This is a genomic window from Solibacillus kalamii (assembly GCF_002174535.1).
Lineage (GTDB): Bacteria > Bacillota > Bacilli > Bacillales_A > Planococcaceae > Solibacillus > Solibacillus silvestris.
Window position 1 is genome coordinate 531113 of record NZ_NHNT01000002.1, and the last position, 20540, is coordinate 551652.

A 20540-nucleotide genomic window follows, 5' to 3' on the forward strand; every position below is an offset into this window, starting at 1 on the left:
GCCATCGATCTCCTCTATACCTTCACTAGTGCTTGTTAGTAGTTAAAGATAAAATATACCCTATCCATCCCATCATAACTTCCAAAATTTTTTTCATTCGACTCGAACGAAATTTAATTATTTACAGTCTAATAAATAAGGAGGTGGCACAGATTGGAAAACTTACTCGAAAAAGCTACCACTGGAGACCAACTAGCAATCCTAGAATTGATTGAAAAAGACGAGGAAGTACTTTATCCAATTGCTTATACATACTTAAAAAATGAGCAGGACGCACTCGACGCCATGCAAGAAATGACTTATAAGGCACTGAAAAAAATGCATACTGTTAAACAGCCTGAATTTGCGCGTACTTGGCTAGTCCGAGTACTCATCAACTGCTGTAAAGATATGCTGAATAAACGTATCCAAACCGTGGAAATTGAAGAGACCTGCCTTAGCGAAGCACCTATTTATTCCGATATCAGTCGTCTTCTTAACTTACTTACCCTCACAGAACAACAGCTCGTTTACGCAAAATATTTTCAACAGCTGAAAAACAATGAAATTGCCGAACTGCAAAATATTCCGGAAGGCACCGTCAAATCAAGGTTGCACGCCATTTTAAAAAAATTGCGTAAAGCCGCTGGACATAAGGAGGATTGGTTATGATTGACATTCCAAAAGATAAGCTACGCCAAGGTCGAATTGAGGCATTTACAAAAGTAAAAAAACAACGCCGCCATAAGAAGCAATGGCAGGCAATCACTGCAGTGGCTATCATCTTCCTAAGTTTTTTATTAACGATCCGCGTCTCGCCGACGATTGCTAGCTATGCCGCTAAAATTCCTGGCCTTAGCGTTATTGTTGAACTCGTACAGGAAAATGAGGGGATAAAAGATGCCATAGCCAATGAATATTACGAGGAATTTGGCATCCTTGTGCAAGACAAGGATGTTACGATAACATTGCAAGGGGCGATCATTGATGAATACGGTGTTATGCTCATGTATGATTTTGATTATCCGAAAGAAAAAAAAGATCATCATAACTATTCCGTGAACATATACCAAGGTGATCAACTGCTTGAAAATAGTTTATCTTACGGTACGATGGACGGCCTAAACGAGCCGGTTGCACACAGTAATCATATACTTGAAATGACGCTTGACCAACCGCTCGATACGGCAAACCGTAATTTCCGGGTTGAATTTGAAATGCGAGATGGTGATAAACAAACGATTTCGATTCCATTCACACTTGAAAAACCGATTGCTAAAGCTAAAATAGTAGAACCGAATGCGAGTATTACAGCACAAGGTCAACGTCTATCAATCAATAAAATCATTCGGACACCGCTACGCATTCATATTGAAGTAAAGCCAGATCCATCAAATACGATGCAAATTGTCGCTCTCGATGACATCTCACTTGAGCTTAAAAACGGTAGTAAACGTGAACTTATTCGCAACGGTTTAGTTGGTAGTGGTTCGTTCCGCGAAGGTCGGTACACGTTATACTTACAAAGCAATTACTTCTACGATTCGGATGAACTCATCGTCCGCATCGGCGAAATACAAGCAGTTCCAAAAGGCGAAGATTATATCGAAGTTGACTTCACAACAAAGGAAGTACTTTACAAACCAGACTTCATTGACTGGGATATTAAAGTTGTCGGCAACGATGTATACTTAAACGCACCAGTCAAAGACGATCACGGCCGCCAGCACTTGTTTCCTGCTGGAAAAGAGGATGGTACGTCGCTTGAATCTGAAGGAAGCAGTTTCTCTACGTCTGCCTACGAAGGCTTTAATTATAGAGAGTACTACGAGCCATACAATGGCAGAGCAAAACTATGGATCAATTACATTGATAACCCGATAGCAACAGACGTTGAGCTTAAAATAAATTTGACTGAATAACGAAAGACCCCAGTTTTATCATTTAAAAGAAGCATCGTTTAAACCGTAACGATGCTTTTTTTAATGCCTACTTCTAGTATGAGGAAATCCGGTATAGGAACTTTATTCCATTAATGGCGTTAAATTATCTAAAAGAGGTGATCTTTTGAAAAATACACTTATTTTATTTACTGTAAGTAGTTTTTTGTTAGTTGGGTGTTCTCAAGAAAAAAGTTATAGTGTTTGGGTTGAATCATCCCAGGACGCAGAACTTATTCATGCAGCAAAAGAAAGACTTACTAATGCAGAAATAGATTTTATAATTGATGATAATGGTAGTGTTTTAGTAAATGAGAAGGATTTTGATAAAGCTGTATTTTGTTGTTCTTAATAATATATAAGCAATAGACATACTATTGGGGGAAAGCTATGTCCTTAACTTTATTTATATTTATTGGACTTTTTGCTGTATTCTTTATCACATTTCATAAAAGGCCATTAATAAACTTATTTGGAGAAAATAATATTCTACTATTTAAGTTAAAAAATGCTGGGTGGTTTCAAAATTATTGGTTGGCTGGCATATTCCTATTTTTCATAAATGCGATCCTATTTTTTTCAACTGCGCTTCTTCTGTATGCGTTGACTTATTTCATAATTCAATATGTACATTTGCTTGTAATGACTCTTGCTGTAATTGGAAGTATCTTTTTATGGATAATAATTAATAAAGCTTGGCAAGGTACGAGAAAAAATCGTTTGAAGATAGGAGCAGTCGGGAGTAGTTTTTATATGATCCTGTCTCTTATGTTGATTTATATGCTAGTAACACTAGAGCCTTCCTATCCAGGTGAGGATACTTTTATGAGAGCGATTGGATTAGTTATGGGTATTGTAGTGACAACAGTAGCGTTTATTTCGTGTTTTATCTTTACAGGGTTTTCTATAAAGAAGGATTAAATATTCTTAAACTTAATGTCGGCTGTCATTAGTTTTTTAATCTGTCATGTTTATCACCTCAATGTGTATATGGGTTATTTATTATGGATTAAATCAATCTTAAGGATGATATATTTAGAAACTTAATAATACTTAATTAAAGTGCGTGGTTTTATAAATAGAATCAGTTTTTTATTTAGAGATAAAAGGATTAATGTTAAAACGTAAACACACGGGTTGTATAAGCAATTCGAGAATTTTTAAAGAATTATTCTTTAGAAAGGATGATTAATATGAAAATAGATTTACTATCGAACCAACCGGAATTTATCAATGAAGTTTCTGAAATGGTTTATAAAGAATTTGTTGTAAAAGCAGGTAGTGGAATGAAGTTTGAAGATGTAGTTCATTACTTTTCTAATACAAAGGATTATTCATTTCCCATTACTCTAGTAGCTTTTGAAAATGAGGATTGTTTCGGTACTGTATCAATATTTGAAAATGATCTAAAGATAAGAAGAATGTATAAACCTTGGCTTGCATCTCTTTATACAAAACCAGAGAACCGTGGTAGAGGGGTAGGAAAAATGTTAATAGACAAGGCTATTAGCGTAGTAAGTGAACTGGGATATGATGAGCTATATTTGAGAACAGAAGATGCTTCTGACTATTATAGGAATAGAGGGTGGACCTACCTTGAGACTGTTTCTGATGAAAAATATAATAAGATTGATGTGTTTAAAATAAAGTGTAAATGATATTAATACTAATGAAACTTTAACAGTGATTATTTTGATTTGGATAAATATGTTAATATTGATTGAGGTTTTAGAAAGGAGGTTTTTATTTTATGGGCGTCTCATTGTGTAAAGCAACTTTAGATGATACGGCTAAGCTTCATGAGATGCAAGTGAAAGCATTTATGCCATTGCTAGAAAAATATCAGGACTACGAAACTAATCCAGCTAATGAATCCTTAGAAAAAGTTATAACTCGATTTAATCAACCATTTACAGATTATTATTTAATTAAAAATCTTGAAGAAACAATTGGTGGTATTAGAGTTATTAAAATGGACAATAAATCTTATCGTGTCAGCCCTATATTTATTTTGCCAGAACATCAAGGAAAGGGAATTGCTCAAAATGTCTTTGCAATCATAGAGAAAATATATCATGACGCAAGATTATGGGAGTTGGACACCATTCTGCAAGAAGAAGGGCTTTGTCACCTGTATGAAAAGATAGGTTATAGAAAAACAGGCAAAACCAGAAAAATAAATGAAAAGATCACTATAGTTTTTTATGAAAAACCACAATTTAAATAAGTTAAAACTTGTGTATTATAAATAATCCATGTGAACTCTTAATAAGAGTTTTTCATAAGGAAACAGAGTTGGAGGTAATTGTATTAAGAAAATAACATTATCAAATGGAAAAACAATTGAAGTTGAGTGTTTGAGTTGTGCATTAACAAGTGGTTTGATAGAACCAGATGGCGGGGTTGTATTTGAAACGAAGTATTTCCATGCCCATCAAGATGTTGCTTATCCAATCAAGGGGTTAATCATATTAGCTTCTAAAAGACATATCAAGTCTTTCGATGAATTAACCGAAGAAGAAAAAACAGATTATATTCATGTTTTGACCAAAATTAGACAGGCTCAGAGAGAAATTTTAAATATTGAGTATGTTTATTACTTTTATAACGAAGATACTTTTCACCATTTCCACACTTGGATGGTTCCAAGATATGAGTGGATGTATGAGTTTGGCCGCTCAATAGAGTCGGTTCGACCTGCGCTACTTCACGCCCGCAACCAAATGAATGATACTGAAAATATTGAAGAAGTAACGACAGCAATCGACTTATTAAAAAAAGAATTAAATAAATGATTTTGTATAAATTATGCCAAAAGACGATTGTTCACAGTAGGGGGGAAGTTAAAAATGCCGTATGAAATGAATTGGAACTTAGATAGCATTTTTCTAGGTGGAAGCAAGTCAAACCAATTTCTAAATCACTTAAATGAATTGGAAGTTCATATACATAATTTTAAAAGGTCTGTTGCCTCTTTTAATGCACCGCCCGCAACAGGTGAAGGGGCTAATATAGCAGAACTAGTGAGCAAAATTGGAGAAACCCGCATCCATTTATCGCAAGCCAATTCTTTTGTTACTTGTCTCCTTTCTCAAAATCCAAAAGATCAAGATGCAGCAACTTTACGAGGAAAAATACTCAAATTAGAATCTGATTTTAAAAATGAATTATCTAAAGTAAAGGTTGTTTTAGCAAATACTAAACAGGAGATTTGGGTAAGTTTAATAGAAGCTAAAGAATTAGCAGATTATAAATTCATTTTAAATGAATGGCGTGAAAATACGCATATACATTTATCGGAAGATGAGCAATCGATAATAGCTGATTTAATGGTTGATGGCTATCATTCTTGGGGTCATTTTTATAATGCACTTGTAAGTAGTATGACAGTTAATATTGAAGTGGATGGAAATGAAAATCAGCTATCGATAGGGCAAGCTATCAACTTAAGATCTAATCCTGATGAGAAGGTTCGAAATGAAGCTCATCAGGCATTAGAAGCATTATATGAAGAAAAAGAAGAGCTGTTTGCCAAAATATTAAACCATATTGCGGGCTTCCGGTTACAAATATATCAATATTCAAGAATTGAAAATGTATTAGAAATCCCTTTAAAAGAAAATAGAATAACGGAAAATACAATGAATGCGATGTGGTCAGTAGTCGAGCAATATAAAAAACCATTCTCGAATTATTTAAAAAGAAAAGCTGAATTTACAGGGAATCCTACTATGAAAGCTTATAATTTTTGGGCTCCAATTACGAATAAAAGTACTAAGATTCACTATGATGATGCAGTGGTACTAATAACGACTCATTTTAGTCAGTTCGGAAACGAATTAGAAGCATTTGCTAAGCATGCTTTTAATGAAGGCTGGATTGAAGCGGAAGACCGTGCCAATAAATCGGCTTTCCCATTTTGTGCGAGTTTTCCGCTTACCGGTGAATCAAGAATTTTTATGACCTTTGGGGGGACGTTTTTAAATGTGTTAACGCTTGTGCATGAATTGGGTCATGCTTTCCACAATTATGCGATGAAATCTGTGGATGGACTAAATAAACAGTATCCGATGAGCATTGCCGAAACCGCTTCAACCTTTGCAGAAATGATTATTTTTGATGCTGCATTGGAAAAAGCACAATCAACAGAAGAAAAATTGCTTATATTAGATGAGAAATTAAAACGAAGTGTCATGAATTTTATGAATATCCATTCTAGATTTTTATTTGAGCAGAGATTTTATGAAGAGCGTAAAAAGGGGCTTGTTTCAGCCAAGCGTCTAAATCAATTAATGAATGAGGCCATACAAGAAGCATATAATGGCTCCCTTGAAGAACCATCTACTTATTCTTGGGTGTGGACTCCCCATTATTACATAACACATTCTCCTTTTTATAATTTTCCTTATACTTTTGGGTATTTATTGGCATTGGGGATTTTTGCAAAGGCAAAGGAGAAAGGAAAAGAATTTGAAAAGGATTACCTGAATTTACTTAGAGACTCAGGTAGTATGACTGTAGAAGATTTAGTAATGAAACATTTAGGAGAAGACATTACATCTAAGGACTTCTGGGTAAAGGGAATGGAAATCTGTGTGAAAGATGCTGAGGAATTTATAACCTTAACTTGTTTGGATTAGATGCATAGAAACTATAGTATATAATAATCAGGCGCGATTCTATAAAAAGAAGTAGCGCTTATTTTTATTAAAAGTAAAATTTATGAAAGAATTAACAAAATAAATTGGATATAAATGTTAAATTATTAGTGGAGATTGCTTTAAAGTTTTTTAGTTCTAAAACATAAGGTGGTTATAGTAATGAATGGAACTGAAATATTAAATATTTTTGGGTTTGAAGTGAAAGAAGAGCCTACAAGTATTTATCCATATTCACCAGTCTATCGGGTGAAATATGGTGATCAGAATGTTGTTGTAAAACGTACGCAAAGCAGAGCAGAAAGTGTTATGTCTTATATCAACATGCTAAAAGATAAGGGGATAAATGTTGTAACACCAGTTAAATTACAAGTTGAAAACCCACAAAAATTTGAAGATACAAATTTTGTTGTTTATCCATTTATAGAAGGTCAAAAATACTCGGGTAAAGACAATGAAATTTATGAAGCTGGTAAAATGTTAGGACAGATTCACAGCTATTCACCTGTTTCAAATAGTTATAAACTCCTTGACTACGATGTCTATGATTTTAATGAGGAAGAAGTGGAAGAGAGTATGGAGGCAATTATCCAACATGCTAACAAAGCTGGAATAGAAATTGATGCGGCGTTAAAAACAAAGTTGCTGGAAAGTGTAGCGAATCAACAGAAACTTTACCGTGCAAATTTACCACATATTGCAACGCCACATGATTTTAAAGCAAATAATTTAATATTAATCCCCGAGCCATTTCTAATTGATCCAGATAATGCTGCTTGGATACCGAAATTATTTGATCTAGCACTCGCGTTACTACTTTTTCATAATGAACATGAAGAAGCCCCGGACCGGGTTTTCACAATAGATGAATGGGATTTATTTTTAGCTGGATACAAAGAATATATCGACATTACCGATGAAGAAAAAAGATATTGGGAAATGGCGAAGCAGCATGTCTTTCTGGATGAAGTAATGTGGTTAATCGCTGAGTATGAAGAGGACTGGCAAAAATCTTCTCAACAAAATTTATTTAAAAGCTTGATTCAAATTGTACTAGATAGTGCTGACTATAAACTAGTATAAATCGTTTGAAGCTGACTATTTAATAACACATTTATTCAATGTTACATAGGCAAACTAACCTCCACTTTATTTAATCCGACACGATTCTTATTGTTTATGCTTTTTAAATATCAAATAAAAAATAATTGACACTTTAATAATTTTTATGATATTATTAAAAATTTGTTAAAAATCCATAAACGTGTTAAGGTTAAGAAGGTTACCTTAAGGTTGCCATATGGAGGTGGATTATTTGTTTCAAATTGGTGAAAATATTATTTATCCAATGCACGGAGCAGGTATAATTAAAGCCGTAGAAGAAAAGGAAATATTAGGTGAAAAACAACAGTGTTATATTATAAAAATGTCAGTCGGTAATATGCAAATTACAATCCCTATGGATAAAATATTGAGTTCAAGTATACGTCCAGTGACTGATATAATTGAATTGAAACACATCCTTCATATTTTTCAGCATGGAGAATCAGATGAAGTATTGCCGTGGAGACAAAGGTATAAAGTGAACACGGACAAAGTAAAAACGGGTAAAATACTGGAATGTGCTGAAGTTGTACGTGATTTGATGCGTATGAAAGAAGAAAAAGCACTTAATACAAGTGAAAAAGAAATGTTAAATAACGCGCATCAATTTTTGATTAGCGAACTGGGATTAATTAAAGGGATTACTGAAAACCAAATTAAAAGTTTCTGCTAAAGTTAATGTAAGTCTTCCTAATAGGGTGCGATTCTTAATGAAGAATTGTGCCTTTTTCAGTTGATGGATTTCGTTAAGAGAATTATTGAATACTCGAATTAAGACTGCTTAAAGCCGATAATTTTTAACATACTAAAAGTAAGATTAAAATTAAAGGTGTGGATGGATTGAAAAGAGCAGTATTTTTAGATCGAGATGGCGTAATAAATGAAGTGCTAACTAAGCGAGTGAAATTTGTAAACAATCCGAAACAATTTTATTTTTTACCTGGTGCAGAAGAAGCCATTAAAAGTTTAAATGATCATTTTGATTATGTATTTGTTGTGACGAATCAAGGTGGTATTGGATTAGGTTATATGAAGGAAAAGCAGTTACAGAAAGTTCATGACCACATGGTAGCTGAACTGAAGAAAAAGGGAGCAACGATTCATGAAGTTGCCTATTGTCCGCATAAACCTAAGGCTGGGTGTGAATGCAGAAAACCAAATAGCAAAATGATTTTGGATTTAGGTGAAAAATACAAAATAGATCTGGAAAAATCCTATATGGTCGGTGATACAGATACAGATATTCAGGCAGGTAAAAAAGCAGGTACTAAAACAGTTTTTATAGGTGAGCAGGATCCATTGGCAGATGCAGTTTTTCAAAATTTAAAAGAAGCAGCCCATTGGATTATTCGTGATATAAATAATGATTAGAAATAACCACAGTGGAAATTATCCATTGTGGTTTTATTTTGGGGAAATTTTACTCTTTATCAATTTCAGAAGAGTATAATAGTATTTGTTAGAATATTACATTTTTCTGAAAAGGATGTGTCTAAGATGTGGGAACAAAAATTTATTGAAACACCAAGAGGAACTTTCGAATATTTTGTAAAGGGAAGTGGTCAGCCACTTGCTATTACGCATTTTTATATGGCATTTAATGAAAAAGGGAATTGGTTTGCTAACCCATTCACAGAACATTATCAAGTCTATCTAATTAATGTCCGTGGGGCGGGTAATTCACCTGCCATCGAAATGGATGACCAAATGAATTTACAAGAAATCATATTAGACTTAGAAGCAATTCGAGAAGCATTACATATTCCGAAATGGGCTTTTGCAGGCCATTCAACAGGTGGGATGCTTGCATTGCAATATGCTGTATTAAAACAACAATCTCTTACAAAATGTATTTGCGGTTGCAGCGCAGCAAGTAAAGCATACGCAAGTCATCCAAATAGTATTTACTGTGCTGATAATAAAAATTTCAATAGAATTATCGAAATCATGGAAAGTCTAAATAATCCAGACACGCCGCAAGAGAAACGAAAAGATTTAGGTTTTGAATGGTCAATGATGTCATTTGCTAGTGAAGAAAAATTAAAACATGCCCTGACAATACCGAATAGTGGACGGACTGTTGGTCGTGCACTGGATTACTTTAGAAAAGTAGCAGTAAAGTCATTCGATTTACGAGAAGAGCTGCCGACAATTCAAATAGATACATATGTGTTTGGCGGAAAGTATGACGCGCAGTGTCCAATTGAATTTAGTATTGAAATTGCTGACCTCATCCCTACTTCTGAATTAATAATATTTGACCATTCTAATCACAACCCATTTGTTGAAGAAGAAAAAGCATTTCTGGATTTTGTCAAAGAGACTACTAAGCCGCTTAAATTGGTCTAAATTAGATTGTAAACAGGCTCGGTTCCACTTATCGAAACCGAGCCAATAATTATTACTTACTTTAAAATAATTAATCATAAGTCTGAACGTAAAGTCCATTTTCCTCAGACCATTCTGCATAATATATTTTATTAATATCCTCATAACCTTCCTCTTTTAACTGATGAATGATCCATTGCTTATCTTTTCCGATTTGAGCAAGAATCCTTTCCTCAATTTGCCCCTCGTCGATAAGCAAGTGGGTTAGCACGCCACCGGTATCTTCATCGGATGAATTCTTTTTCAATATACTAATTTGCCCACCTGGTTCAAGAAGGACATATTTTACTTCACTAATAGAAAAAACCCCTTGCATCCGCAGTAAGGAACGTAGCTGTTCAGATTCTATTTTATTTTTCTTTAACTCTTTAATATCCAGCAGCCCATTATTTACAAGAAAAGACGGTTCTCCTTTAATAATCGGACGAAGCCTTTCAAAGTTCCTGACAAGAAAATCAGTTAAAAGATACAGCGCAGTCCATAATCCAATCGTATAGAGGACATCCCAAACTCGTACTTTTTCATCGTATACACCCTCTTCAAGCGTTCCTCCAAGAATAACGATAAATACAAAGTCGAATGGGGTAACTTCCGCGAGTTCCTTTTTCCCGATAAAGCGGATAACAACCATAAGCGCTATAAAACCTGCAATGATTTTAATAGTAATTGCTGTAATCATCTATATACACTCTCCTATCATCCTTTGAATACCCTGTAGCCTATCAATTTAAGCTGGTCATAATTCACTAGCGTTTCCTGTTTTAAAAGGGATGAAGGAGTATTAATGAGTTTAATAGAAATCATTAGTACAGGTTCAGTAGCTCCAGTCTGTCGCAAAAGGCATTACTAGAACCGTATGTTAGGAGGGGAACAAATGCGAATATATCCGGATTGTTCTGTAATTAAAAAAACGATAGAGGTAGGCGGGCTATCCAAAGCAGAACTTATTCAAAGGCTGCAACAGTCTTCAATTTCATTGAACCAATATGGAGAGAAGTTATTATATGATGATCGGTTTACCACTTCAGAAATAAAGTATACCTTGGAAATAGTTGAACTATCAGTTAGAGATCTGGGCTTTCCGAACGGCGCAACATTACCTGAAATCTATAAACAGGCGAACGAACTTCGCTTAAAGTTATGCCCACCTGAACTAGGGCCTTACTTAAGACTGGAATATGTAGATCAAGTTGAGGAGAATTCAGGAAATCCTTCACAGAAAAATGAGGCACCTTCTGGATCTATCACCATCGCATCAGAAATAATCAGTGATGAGGATAGTTTTCCAAAAGGGTTTTATGTTAGAAAAGTTGACGGCGTATTATGGCTGCGCGGATATGTTGCTGACAACTTGCATGTGTGGAATCCCGATACCCGGTTTATCTTTAAAACAGACAATGATTATTAAATCGCAGTAGTAGGGATTTTGTGTGTTCAGTACCGAATAAAAACTTCGAGGTGGTTCATTTGCTGAAGGAGAAATCGGAAATATTAGCACATCATCAAAACTTTATAACTTTTATTCATAGTTTGAAATCTTTTGATGAAAATCTATTAAGAAAACCGATTGAGGATGGAAAGTGGTCTGTTATAGAAATAGTAGGACACTTTTGCCCTTGGGATGAATTTGTTTTACAACACAGAATTCCATATTTATTAAAATGCAAACGCTTACCGAAAGGCCCAAGTGTCGAAGATTTAAACAAGCATTCTTCTTTACTTGCCAGAACCGAAGCGGTTGAAAATACATTGGAAAAATGCATTCAGATCCGGGAAGAATTATTAAGTCAGTTAAAGCAAATACCTGAAGATGACTGGTTGATTAAAATACAGATTAACCAGTCCAATTTAACATTTTACGAGTACTTAAAAGGTTTAAAGGAACACGATATTCATCATATCAACCAGATAAAGATTTAAAAAAATGGAGATACGAATCGAAATGTTCTTATTTAAAAAGTAAAAATAAGGAAGACGGAAGTGGTTTTCATGAAAATATTTGAGGCCAATCAAGCTTTCAAAGAGATTGATGGAATAATGGTTCTTAAAGAAGTTTCTTTAAGCATCTCACAAGGTGAAAAAGTGGCGATCACTGGAAATAATGGATCCGGAAAAAGCAGCCTTTTAAAACTCATCGGGGGGATATTCGAAGAAACTGCAGGGCAAGTGAAGAGATCACAAATTAACATAGGGTATGTGCCTGAACATTTTCCGGAAAGTATCCGATTCAAATTACAAGATTATTTAATGCTAATAGGTAAAATGACTTGTAGGTCGGATAAAGATATTATAAAAGAAATTCGGAATTATGCGGAGCGATTTGCAATTACAGGCTTTCTAAACACCCCTTTGCATCAATGTTCAAAAGGTACAAAGCAGAAAGCCGGAATTATTCAAGCATTGTTGAAGAACCCTAACCTATTATTATTGGACGAGCCACTAACCGGGTTAGATGACAATTCAAAAATCAAACTTTTGAATCTGCTGAATTCTCTCCAAGGGGATAAAACAATTATTTTTACTGCACATGAACCACTACTAATTGAGGGATTAGCCGATAGGGTTATAACTGTGGAAAGCGGGATAATTGTTCAAGATTCTATAAAAAACAAGAAGGAAGAATTTAAATGTATAACGGCAAAGATTCCTACTAGAGAAATAATGGCCGAGATACCTTCTCTTAAATATAAATTTATAGGAAGTGATTTTGTTGAAATAGTTGTTTCAGCTGAAGAGTCCGATAAAATATTGGCCATGTTGCTTAAAAGAGGATGTTCAATAATTGAATTAACAGAGAAGAGGTAGTAAGTTGTCAGCTTTTATCCGTTACCAATTAACAAGCTATGTTCTTTCATTAAAGTTTATTCCACCTGTTGTTATTTTTTTCGTATGGGTGTTTATTTTATATGCCTATAAAAATGTACCGATACTAAGCAGTTATGCAGCATCTTCAATTGCCATGTACCTAATCATGACATGGATTACAATGGCCATTTTTACTTTGGAAGAAGAAGCAGAAAAACATATTTTAATCTTTCATTTAAAAGGAAAAGTAAGTTACCTATTTGGCAAGTGGCTAACTATTCTAGTAGTAATGACACCTTTACTTTTATTTGCAATTTTTTTCCCGATCATTACAGAAAGTTTTAAAGGGCATATGTCACTCATGCTATATACTTATGCATTATACAGCCACTTGTCCTTTATAGTATTCGGGATATTAGTAGGAACCCTATTTTCGGCTACTAAACTTGCTACAAAAAATATGCCTGGCTTTCGGCTGTATTTATAATCGTAGTTTCACTTGCCTCCAAATCTATTGCCGAAATCTCATTGTTTTTTAAATGGATTTTATGGGTCTTTCCGCCTGTGTTCAATGTGATTGGGATTATGGATGGCGAAGATCAGATACTATTAAACACATTAATATTAATTGATAGCTTTTTTGTACTTCTTTATATATCCATCGGAGCTTTCATATTAGTTTTTCTTTTTGAAAAAAAAGAGAGTTAGGTGCTTTAAGAATTTATAACGAGTGGTGCTTTATTTGAACTCATATTATCCCTAATTATTACTAAAAAGATACGATTAACAGATGGAAGAAGGAATAATTTAATAGAAATCAATATTTACAGGTTTTGTGGTATTCATATTGGAGGAAATATTGGTGATGAAATTAATAATTGCTTTTTTAGCGCTGAACGGCGGTTCAGCAGTTGCGATACAAAGTCAAATCAATACCTTATTTAGTAAGAAAGTAGGCATATTAGAAAGCGCAACAGTTTCCTTCACAGTAGGAGCACTTGCTTTATTCTTTTTGGCTTTCTTTTTTGGAAAGGGAAATTTTTAAAATGTATTTACTGTTCCAAAATGGCAATTAATCGGAGGATTATTAGGTGCCTTCTTTATTGTCATAAATATTTTTTCTGTAAATCTTATTGGAGTTGCCGCAACCTTTATGGCTGTTATCATCGGTCAGATTTTAGTCGGTGCAGTTATTGATCATTTTGGACTTTTTGGTGGGGTTGTCTATCCGATAAATATGACGAAACTCATTGCCCTTGCTTTGATGTTTGTAGGGATTTATTTGTTTAATAAAGCTTAAAAGAAATAAAATGGAAATTAATTTTTGTATGTAAAATTTATGAAACTTATTTGATTTCCTTTCGTAGGTTTATTTATGGAGGGAACTGAATGAAAAAAATATGGTGGGCGATTAATGTGTTTTGGATTGTCTTATTTGGCGGGTTAGCTACATTTATTTATTTAAGAGAAGTAGACGGTGCTGGTGCAGTTCAAACACCAGAGCTAAGATGGCTTTCTTTAGCGCTATTAGGTGTAGTATTTATTTTAGTTGCCATCATCCAACTTATATTTTTATTTTTTTTAAAGAAACCAAAAAGTTAATAGCTTATAAAATTTAATGCGCTTTCCGTAATAAGGGAAGCGTTTTTTTATGAATAGGGCCAAATTTGAGCAAAATTAAATTTAAAATTTTTAAGCCAAATGTTCTTCTCGTATGTCTAATAAATGTAAAACGAAAATGAAGGGAGGAATTGCGATGAATATTGAACGTTTAGTAAAAAAAGCTCAAAAAGGAAATGATAAAGCGTATTTAGAGCTTTTCCAACAGTATGAAGCAGATATTTATCGAATGGCCTATGTCTATGTAAAAAATAAAAACGATGCTTTAGATGTAGTTCAAGAAGTAGCTTATCAGTCATTTAAATATATTAGCACTTTAAATAAACCGGAATATTTCAAGACATGGCTTATAAAAATTACGATTAATTGTGCATTGAACGTAATTAATAAAAATAAAAAAGTGGTTCAACTAATTCCTCAGTTTGAAGTACATACAGGGGCGGAAGTTGAAGATATTGCAACTTCTTTATCTTGACGAGAACTAATGGATACTTTGCAGGAAGATGAGAAAAGCGTGATTTTACTAAAGTATTATAATGACCGTACGTTAAAGGAAATATCAGATATCCTAGAAATCCCACTTGGAACAGCAAAGTCCATTTTATATCGTGCTTTAAATAAACTTCGCCAAAATTTAAAGGAGGTAGAGAACTATGGAAAATAATCTTAAACAAGATCTAGAAAAAATTGAAATCCCATTTCAGCTTCATGAAAGAAGTAAGAAAGGTATCCAGGAAGCTAAATCGGAAATGGGGGGGAATGTGAAACGTTTTGTGAAAAGACGTATAGCTATTACAATTATGGCCGCCTGTTTAATGGTTCCAACTGGGGCATTTGCGTATCAATCGCTACTTGCAGATGATTTATATGGATCGTTTGATAATGTAAAAAAACATATAGCAAATATCACAATGAAAAGTTATTTATTATTTGATGCTAAATTGTCCCAAGCAAAAGGTGATTTAGGAAAAGAACAATTTGAACAATTTAAAGAAGTTTTATATGTAATTACAAATGCAAAACTTGAATTTGGCGATAAAAATGGAAATATCGATTATTCCCATGTTCCTCAAGATAAAGTGGAGGAAATTAAAGCGGCCATATATGAAATCCAACCTTACTTTGACAGATTAAACGATCAACCATCTAGTAAAGAGATTTTAACAGCAGAAGAATATGAGCAATATATTCAGGCTTTATTAACCTATGAAACAGTTATGGCACAATTAGGTGTCTCTTCACCACCAAAAATTGAGATGATTCCGGCCGGTTCACAGGAAGAATTTTTAAAGGCTCGTGCTGTTTTGGATTATGTGAATGAAAAACAGATGGAGAATTAATGGTGTAAATCGGCTTGGTATTTTCAAGCTGATTTACGTTTTTATATTTAAATAGACAATAGTATTCACAAACTGATAAAATAATTAGAAATAAATTACAGGTGGAATAAAATTGAGAAAAAGACTAGGTTGTCTACACGCCCATTATTCAAATATTGAATACATAGAAAATGTACTTGCTCCATTTAACATTGAATTAGTCCATTTTGTTGATCCAGGATTAATGAATCGACTAACCTCAGATCAGAAATTCAATGAAGTAGATGCGCAACAAAAAGTGAAAGAGCAATTGGAATGGATTGCCCAAACGAATGTTGATGCTATTTTAATTACTTGTACAAACTATATTGCTATTTTAAAGGATGATCAACTTTCCATACCAGTACCAATTATTAAATTGGATGAACCGTTCTTTGATTTCATCTGCAATATTCAGCAGCCCCATACTTTACTTTTTACCAATCCGGCAACCGTTGAAGGAACAATGGAACGTCTTAGACTTTTTGCTGATACCTATCAAAAATCGTTAAACATCGAGGTTGTTGTTCTAAACAACATGTTTGACTTAATCATGCAAGGACGTAAAAAAGAATACGATCAGGAAGTAGCAAGGATGTTAGAACAACTTATTTACGATGATAAAATAATTTCTGTTGCTCAATTATCGATGGTGGATGCAGCTCAGCTTGTTGAAGCGAAGACAGGTAGATCAATCACGAATCCGTTAAAAACATTCGTGTCTTCTATTGTTAAAGAATTAGATTTAGAAGAAAAAATCAATTAATAATCAATTTGACGAGCGCGTTTCTCTAAGAATCAGCGCTTTTTTTATTAATGTAAAATCAACTGGGAAATTTATGTTAATATTTAGTTATATTTAGTAACGTTAATTTAATAATAACAATGAATGAGGTGTTTCCATGATAAAACAACTTGACATTCGCATTACAAAAAATGCGGAAAAGCTCTTAGAGATTCAAATACCATCCTATAAAGTAGAGGCAGAAATTATCGGTTATGATGACATTCCACCACTGAAAGATACAGTAAATACTTTGAAAAAATGCGGAGAAACTTTTTTTGGTTATTATATAAATGAAGAACTATGCGCGGCCATATCCGTGAAAGTTATCGATAATGAAGTAGATATACATAGACTAATCGTTCATCCGAACCAATTCAGAAAAGGAATCGCACAGAAACTGTTAACTTTTATTGAAGGTAAGTACAATAAAAAAACATTCATAGTAGCAACTGGATCCAAAAATACGCCAGCGGTTACTTTTTATAAGAAGAATGGGTTTCAGATGACGAAGGAAATCAAACTAAATGAACATTTATCCTTAACCTATTTTGAGAAGAAATTATAATCTGATTGAAGTTTGCAGCATGGGAGAGGAGTGAAAAAATATAAAGCACAAATAGATGCTCTTTTTACTGCTCATCATATTTATTCTGTCATTTTTGATTCGATTATATATTAATTACGAAGCATTCCAGGAAACTAATTGTCGGAATGCCTTATTCTTTTCATTCTGGACGATAACAGCCTGTGGATTCTTTATTTCATTCAAATTACTGTGGATAAATATAGTTGGAAATAGCCAATGTATTTATTCTTAATAGCCTAAGGGGTGATCAAATGCCGACTATTAAACACAAGCAGTTTGTAAAAGCACCTATAGAAATTTGTTTCGATCTTGCCAGAAACGTAGAGACTCATTTAATGACTACTGCTAAGACGAAGGAAAAAGCGGTAGGTGGGGTTACACATGGCTTATTAAAAGAGGGGGACTCCGTTACTTGGGAAGCTGCTCACTTTGCCATCAGACAAAAACTAACAGCAAAAGTAATCTACATGCAACAACCTACAGAGTTTGTAGACATAATGGTAGAAGGTGCTTTTAAATCATTCACCCATACACACCGATTTGTAGAAGTAAAAGACGGAACTTTAATGATTGATATATTTGAATATAAGTCGCCATTTGGTCCATTAGGCATAATTGCTGACAAATTGTTTTTGTACAGATATATGGAAAGCTTCATTATTAATCGAGCAATAGAATTGAAAAAGCTTGCAGAGATTAAAGGGAGGGCATAAATGGCGGTCTCTGAAATCATTATCATGATGCTTGTTTATGGAGGTCTTTTTTTATACACCGCACGATTAGGTTCTTCCAACAATAAAATTATTTTTTACGGTCACTATGTTTTCTTGATTGTATTATATGGGTTAATATCTTTATCTATTTGGTTTATATACAAAGGATTAGAAAATCATATTAATAATCACAGTGGATATGAACCGATTAGTTTGTCGAAAGAGGCCATTTTTTTAATCGTTGGTTTCACCACATATAATCTAATATTACTTTTATTAAGTAGGCAAATAAATAGAAATAAAACTTCTATTATGAAAGTATAGTCTGTAATTATATAAATGTTTAATTGAAAGGGCTTTAGTATGGAGATTTTGTTAGTTGGTACGATTCACTTAGGCGATACAGCTGATATGAACACTTTGTCGGACGAAGATAAAAGTAATTATTTATATCTACATTAAGGTCAACAAACAGAAGTGATGCAGCATTAAAAATCCAGTTGTATACATTAGAAAAACGAGTTGAGGAACTTGAAAGAAAATTAAATAACAAGTAATGGATCTATCAAGGAGTTGAGAATAATATGGTTACTTTAAGGAATGTGCAAAAGACAGATTTAGAGGAGCTGGTCGTTATTGAAAACGAGGGCTTTACAAAAGAAGAGGCTGCCACAAGGGAAGCATTTATAGGAAGAATTCAGCTGATCGCTGATACATTTATTGTCGCTGAAAAAGATAGAGAAATTGTAGGTTATATTAACGGCCCTGTAATTCCTCAACTTTACATAACCGATGACCTTTTTGAAGAAATTAATGAAAATCCTAAAAGTGGAGGCTATCAAAGTATATTAGGGGTAGCTGTTTCTAAAAAGGCGAGAAATCAGGGAATCGCTCGTATCTTGATTAATAAAATGGAGCAGCTAGTAAAAGAAAATGAACGACAAGGAATTACATTAACATGCAAACAGGAATTGGTTTCTTTTTATGAGAAACTCGGGTTTGTAAACCACGGCATTTCTGAATCACAGCATGGCGGTGTTAGCTGGTATAACATGGTCAAACTACAAGAGAATATCGATTAATTAGTGGGAGGGTTTCGTTGTAATAAGGAAATCCTCTTTTTATTTACGGTAACATAATAACATTATTTTCCATTATAATGAAACTAACAAATTTATACAGAGAAAGGAATAATATGGAAATTATAAAAAGTACAGAAGATCAATGGAATGCAAGTTTATATGATGGTAAGCACTCGTTTGTCTCAAAATACGGCAATAATTTGGTGGAATTATTAAATCCAAAGGAAGGAGAGCGAATACTTGATCTTGGTTGTGGAACAGGAGATATAGCAAATACTTTATTTGAGTATGGCGTGGAAGTAGTAGGTGTCGACAAATCTGAAAATATGGTGAAACTAGCGACTAGTAAATACCCGCACATACCATTTACCGTTCGAGATGCTACCCAATTAACGTACCAAAATGAATTTGATGCGGTATTTTCTAACGCAACACTCCATTGGGTGCACCCGCCGAATGAGGCCGTGCAATCTATTTACCAAAGTTTAAAACATGGTGGTAGATTGGTTGCTGAATTTGGAGGGAAAGGCAATGTAAAAACGATTACAAGTGAGATTATTAAACAAATAAATAATGCAGGCTTTGAATATAACGCAGTACAATTTCCCTGGTATTATCCAAGTATTGCGGAGTACTCGAAGCTGATGGAAGAGGCAGGGTTCAACGTGACTTTTGCCCAATTATATGATCGACCAACGCCTTTAGACGGGGAAAATGGATTGAGAAATTGGATTGACATGTTTGGCAGTGTGTTATTTGATGGTATACCCGAACAGTCCAAAGATGATCTTATCGATATTGTCGAAATGAATTTAAAAGAAGTTTTGTATTATAAAGGAACTTGGATGGCAGATTATAAAAGGATTCGTGTAGTCGGAACAAAATAAGAAGAAAGGAAGGGTATACTTCGCCCTTCCTTTGTTTTAAATTGCAGAACTAGGTTAATAACTAATTGAGTTAGAAGAGTAAGAAAGAAAAATAAGTAAAAGTTAGGTGAATATATGAAAAAGTCCTCTCCAAAGTTGCCTTTAACATCTGAAGAAAGAATTAATTTAAGAAAGTGCAAAGTGAAATTGAATGAGATCGCGCTTATGCATATACCACAATTAACTGAATGTATACAATCAACTTCCGAACGTGCTAAATACCTTTGCGCACTAGCTCAATTCCAAACTATCCCTTCGATTGGACCAAAGTTGGCTCAATGGGTTACTGAATTGGGTTATTATTCTTTGGAAGAGTTGAAAAACGAAGATGGTGCTGATTTGACTAATCGTCTAGAGGAACACTTCGGTTATTGGGAAGACCCGTGTGTAGAGGATTCGTTAAGATGTATCGTACATCATGCTAACCATTCAGGCAGCCAAAAAAGTTGGTGGCATTTTACGGATGAACGGAAACAATATCGGGAGAAAAATGGATACCCTGTTTCAAGACCAGCGATATCTTGGCATGATAAGAAAGATAGAAGCAAATAGAGTGAGATTAAGCAGAATTATTAAGATAGAGTGTTACAGGAC

26 protein-coding genes and 2 pseudogenes are annotated in these 20540 nt (G+C 34.0%); 27 read left to right on the top strand and 1 reads right to left on the bottom strand.

The features are described 5' to 3' along the window. Positions 1-153 precede the first annotated feature (153 nt). The 12 genes from CBM15_RS06355 (at position 154) to CBM15_RS06410 (ending at position 10030) form a co-directional block, all read left to right on the top strand. Entirely contained in the window at positions 154-651 is a 498-nt protein-coding gene (locus CBM15_RS06355; RefSeq protein WP_087616354.1) for a sigma-70 family RNA polymerase sigma factor, read from the top strand. Beyond that, the gene (locus CBM15_RS06360) at positions 648-1901 is read left to right on the top strand and encodes a DUF4179 domain-containing protein (RefSeq protein WP_087616356.1); all 1254 of its coding nucleotides are present in this window, start codon (positions 648-650) and stop codon (positions 1899-1901) included. The genes CBM15_RS06355 and CBM15_RS06360 overlap by 4 nt, the downstream gene beginning before the upstream one ends. A gap of 145 nt (positions 1902-2046) precedes the next feature. After that, on the top strand, positions 2047-2271 hold the full coding sequence (locus CBM15_RS06365; RefSeq protein ID WP_065215767.1) for a putative signal transducing protein: 225 nt from the start codon (positions 2047-2049) through the stop codon (positions 2269-2271). A 38-nt stretch (positions 2272-2309) separates the two neighbouring features. Next, positions 2310-2840: a hypothetical protein gene (locus CBM15_RS06370; protein ID WP_087616358.1), complete on the top strand. Its 531-nt coding sequence runs from the start codon at positions 2310-2312 to the stop codon at positions 2838-2840. Between the two features lie 272 nt (positions 2841-3112). Continuing rightward, on the top strand, positions 3113-3577 hold the full coding sequence (locus tag CBM15_RS06375) for a GNAT family N-acetyltransferase (protein ID WP_087616360.1): 465 nt from the start codon (positions 3113-3115) through the stop codon (positions 3575-3577). 92 nt (positions 3578-3669) lie between these two features. After that, positions 3670-4146, top strand: coding sequence for a GNAT family N-acetyltransferase (locus CBM15_RS06380; protein ID WP_087616362.1), 477 nt, complete (start codon positions 3670-3672; stop codon positions 4144-4146). A gap of 130 nt (positions 4147-4276) precedes the next feature. Beyond that, positions 4277-4714, top strand: coding sequence for an HIT family protein (locus CBM15_RS06385; protein ID WP_239534681.1), 438 nt, complete (start codon positions 4277-4279; stop codon positions 4712-4714). Between the two features lie 54 nt (positions 4715-4768). Further along, positions 4769-6559, top strand: a complete 1791-nt coding sequence (locus tag CBM15_RS06390; protein WP_087616366.1) for a M3 family oligoendopeptidase — start codon at positions 4769-4771, stop codon at positions 6557-6559. A gap of 180 nt (positions 6560-6739) precedes the next feature. Further along, positions 6740-7660 (top strand): phosphotransferase, encoded by a 921-nt coding sequence (locus tag CBM15_RS06395; RefSeq protein WP_087616368.1) that lies wholly within the window; start codon positions 6740-6742, stop codon positions 7658-7660. Positions 7661-7877: 217 nt separating this feature from the next. Beyond that, positions 7878-8354 (top strand): CarD family transcriptional regulator, encoded by a 477-nt coding sequence (locus tag CBM15_RS06400; RefSeq protein ID WP_087616370.1) that lies wholly within the window; start codon positions 7878-7880, stop codon positions 8352-8354. Between the two features lie 167 nt (positions 8355-8521). Next, positions 8522-9052: a D-glycero-alpha-D-manno-heptose-1,7-bisphosphate 7-phosphatase gene (locus CBM15_RS06405; protein ID WP_087616372.1), complete on the top strand. Its 531-nt coding sequence runs from the start codon at positions 8522-8524 to the stop codon at positions 9050-9052. A gap of 126 nt (positions 9053-9178) precedes the next feature. After that, positions 9179-10030 carry an alpha/beta fold hydrolase gene (locus CBM15_RS06410; protein ID WP_087616374.1) on the top strand — a complete coding sequence of 284 codons (852 nt, stop codon included), beginning with the start codon at positions 9179-9181 and terminating at the stop codon, positions 10028-10030. Between the two features lie 70 nt (positions 10031-10100). Here CBM15_RS06410 and CBM15_RS06415 read toward each other — a convergent pair whose 3' ends face one another. Then, positions 10101-10748, bottom strand: coding sequence for a DUF421 domain-containing protein (locus tag CBM15_RS06415; RefSeq protein ID WP_087616376.1), 648 nt, complete (start codon positions 10746-10748; stop codon positions 10101-10103). Between the two features lie 195 nt (positions 10749-10943). Here CBM15_RS06415 and CBM15_RS06420 point away from each other — a divergent pair, with 195 nt between their 5' ends. The 15 genes and pseudogenes from CBM15_RS06420 (at position 10944) to CBM15_RS06490 (ending at position 20498) form a co-directional block, all read left to right on the top strand. Continuing rightward, a complete protein-coding gene (locus CBM15_RS06420; protein ID WP_087616378.1) occupies positions 10944-11477 on the top strand; it encodes a helicase in 534 nt (177 codons plus the stop codon). A 59-nt stretch (positions 11478-11536) separates the two neighbouring features. Next, a complete protein-coding gene (locus tag CBM15_RS06425; protein WP_158100189.1) occupies positions 11537-11989 on the top strand; it encodes a DinB family protein in 453 nt (150 codons plus the stop codon). Positions 11990-12058: 69 nt separating this feature from the next. Next, entirely contained in the window at positions 12059-12874 is an 816-nt protein-coding gene (locus tag CBM15_RS06430) for an ATP-binding cassette domain-containing protein (protein ID WP_140405553.1), read from the top strand. A 4-nt stretch (positions 12875-12878) separates the two neighbouring features. Continuing rightward, positions 12879-13361: a hypothetical protein gene (locus CBM15_RS06435; protein WP_087616384.1), complete on the top strand. Its 483-nt coding sequence runs from the start codon at positions 12879-12881 to the stop codon at positions 13359-13361. Between the two features lie 378 nt (positions 13362-13739). After that, a pseudogene (locus tag CBM15_RS06440) lies at positions 13740-14174 on the top strand (DMT family transporter). Positions 14175-14263: 89 nt separating this feature from the next. After that, on the top strand, positions 14264-14476 hold the full coding sequence (locus tag CBM15_RS06445; RefSeq protein WP_008404063.1) for a DUF3923 family protein: 213 nt from the start codon (positions 14264-14266) through the stop codon (positions 14474-14476). A 154-nt stretch (positions 14477-14630) separates the two neighbouring features. Further along, positions 14631-15158, top strand: a pseudogene (locus CBM15_RS06450) (sigma-70 family RNA polymerase sigma factor). After that, positions 15148-15834 (top strand): DUF3600 domain-containing protein, encoded by a 687-nt coding sequence (locus tag CBM15_RS06455; protein ID WP_087616387.1) that lies wholly within the window; start codon positions 15148-15150, stop codon positions 15832-15834. The pseudogene CBM15_RS06450 and the gene CBM15_RS06455 overlap by 11 nt, the downstream one beginning before the upstream one ends. A gap of 106 nt (positions 15835-15940) precedes the next feature. Further along, positions 15941-16618, top strand: coding sequence for a hypothetical protein (locus tag CBM15_RS06460; protein WP_193433766.1), 678 nt, complete (start codon positions 15941-15943; stop codon positions 16616-16618). A 136-nt stretch (positions 16619-16754) separates the two neighbouring features. Next, entirely contained in the window at positions 16755-17204 is a 450-nt protein-coding gene (locus tag CBM15_RS06465) for a GNAT family N-acetyltransferase (RefSeq protein ID WP_087616390.1), read from the top strand. Positions 17205-17476: 272 nt separating this feature from the next. After that, entirely contained in the window at positions 17477-17938 is a 462-nt protein-coding gene (locus tag CBM15_RS06470; RefSeq protein WP_087616392.1) for an SRPBCC family protein, read from the top strand. Next, positions 17939-18262 carry a peptide ABC transporter permease gene (locus tag CBM15_RS06475; protein ID WP_087616394.1) on the top strand — a complete coding sequence of 108 codons (324 nt, stop codon included), beginning with the start codon at positions 17939-17941 and terminating at the stop codon, positions 18260-18262. It begins immediately after the preceding gene. 260 nt (positions 18263-18522) lie between these two features. Then, complete coding sequence (locus tag CBM15_RS06480; RefSeq protein WP_087616396.1) at positions 18523-19020, top strand: GNAT family N-acetyltransferase; 498 nt, start codon at positions 18523-18525, stop codon at positions 19018-19020. 113 nt (positions 19021-19133) lie between these two features. Continuing rightward, a complete protein-coding gene (locus tag CBM15_RS06485) occupies positions 19134-19907 on the top strand; it encodes a class I SAM-dependent methyltransferase (RefSeq protein WP_087616397.1) in 774 nt (257 codons plus the stop codon). A 114-nt stretch (positions 19908-20021) separates the two neighbouring features. Next, the gene (locus tag CBM15_RS06490) at positions 20022-20498 is read left to right on the top strand and encodes a helix-hairpin-helix domain-containing protein (RefSeq protein ID WP_087616399.1); all 477 of its coding nucleotides are present in this window, start codon (positions 20022-20024) and stop codon (positions 20496-20498) included. Positions 20499-20540 lie beyond the last annotated feature (42 nt).

Bases quoted from the DNA above. Each gene is read 5' to 3' on its own strand.
- CBM15_RS06390 (WP_087616366.1), top strand. From the start codon at position 4,769: ATGCCGTATGAAATGAATTGGAACTTAGATAGCATTTTTCTAGGTGGA.
- CBM15_RS06415 (WP_087616376.1), bottom strand. From the start codon at position 10,748: ATGATTACAGCAATTACTATTAAAATCATTGCAGGTTTTATAGCGCTT.
- CBM15_RS06465 (WP_087616390.1), top strand. From the start codon at position 16,755: ATGATAAAACAACTTGACATTCGCATTACAAAAAATGCGGAAAAGCTC.
- CBM15_RS06480 (WP_087616396.1), top strand. From the start codon at position 18,523: ATGGTTACTTTAAGGAATGTGCAAAAGACAGATTTAGAGGAGCTGGTC.
- CBM15_RS06455 (WP_087616387.1), top strand. From the start codon at position 15,148: ATGGAAAATAATCTTAAACAAGATCTAGAAAAAATTGAAATCCCATTT.
- CBM15_RS06470 (WP_087616392.1), top strand. From the start codon at position 17,477: ATGCCGACTATTAAACACAAGCAGTTTGTAAAAGCACCTATAGAAATT.
- CBM15_RS06445 (WP_008404063.1), top strand. From the start codon at position 14,264: ATGAAAAAAATATGGTGGGCGATTAATGTGTTTTGGATTGTCTTATTT.
- CBM15_RS06395 (WP_087616368.1), top strand. From the start codon at position 6,740: ATGAATGGAACTGAAATATTAAATATTTTTGGGTTTGAAGTGAAAGAA.
- CBM15_RS06380 (WP_087616362.1), top strand. From the start codon at position 3,670: ATGGGCGTCTCATTGTGTAAAGCAACTTTAGATGATACGGCTAAGCTT.
- CBM15_RS06370 (WP_087616358.1), top strand. From the start codon at position 2,310: ATGTCCTTAACTTTATTTATATTTATTGGACTTTTTGCTGTATTCTTT.
- CBM15_RS06360 (WP_087616356.1), top strand. From the start codon at position 648: ATGATTGACATTCCAAAAGATAAGCTACGCCAAGGTCGAATTGAGGCA.
- CBM15_RS06400 (WP_087616370.1), top strand. From the start codon at position 7,878: ATGGAGGTGGATTATTTGTTTCAAATTGGTGAAAATATTATTTATCCA.
- CBM15_RS06430 (WP_140405553.1), top strand. From the start codon at position 12,059: ATGAAAATATTTGAGGCCAATCAAGCTTTCAAAGAGATTGATGGAATA.
- CBM15_RS06475 (WP_087616394.1), top strand. From the start codon at position 17,939: ATGGCGGTCTCTGAAATCATTATCATGATGCTTGTTTATGGAGGTCTT.
- CBM15_RS06420 (WP_087616378.1), top strand. From the start codon at position 10,944: ATGCGAATATATCCGGATTGTTCTGTAATTAAAAAAACGATAGAGGTA.
- CBM15_RS06490 (WP_087616399.1), top strand. From the start codon at position 20,022: ATGAAAAAGTCCTCTCCAAAGTTGCCTTTAACATCTGAAGAAAGAATT.
- CBM15_RS06485 (WP_087616397.1), top strand. From the start codon at position 19,134: ATGGAAATTATAAAAAGTACAGAAGATCAATGGAATGCAAGTTTATAT.
- CBM15_RS06410 (WP_087616374.1), top strand. From the start codon at position 9,179: ATGTGGGAACAAAAATTTATTGAAACACCAAGAGGAACTTTCGAATAT.
- CBM15_RS06375 (WP_087616360.1), top strand. From the start codon at position 3,113: ATGAAAATAGATTTACTATCGAACCAACCGGAATTTATCAATGAAGTT.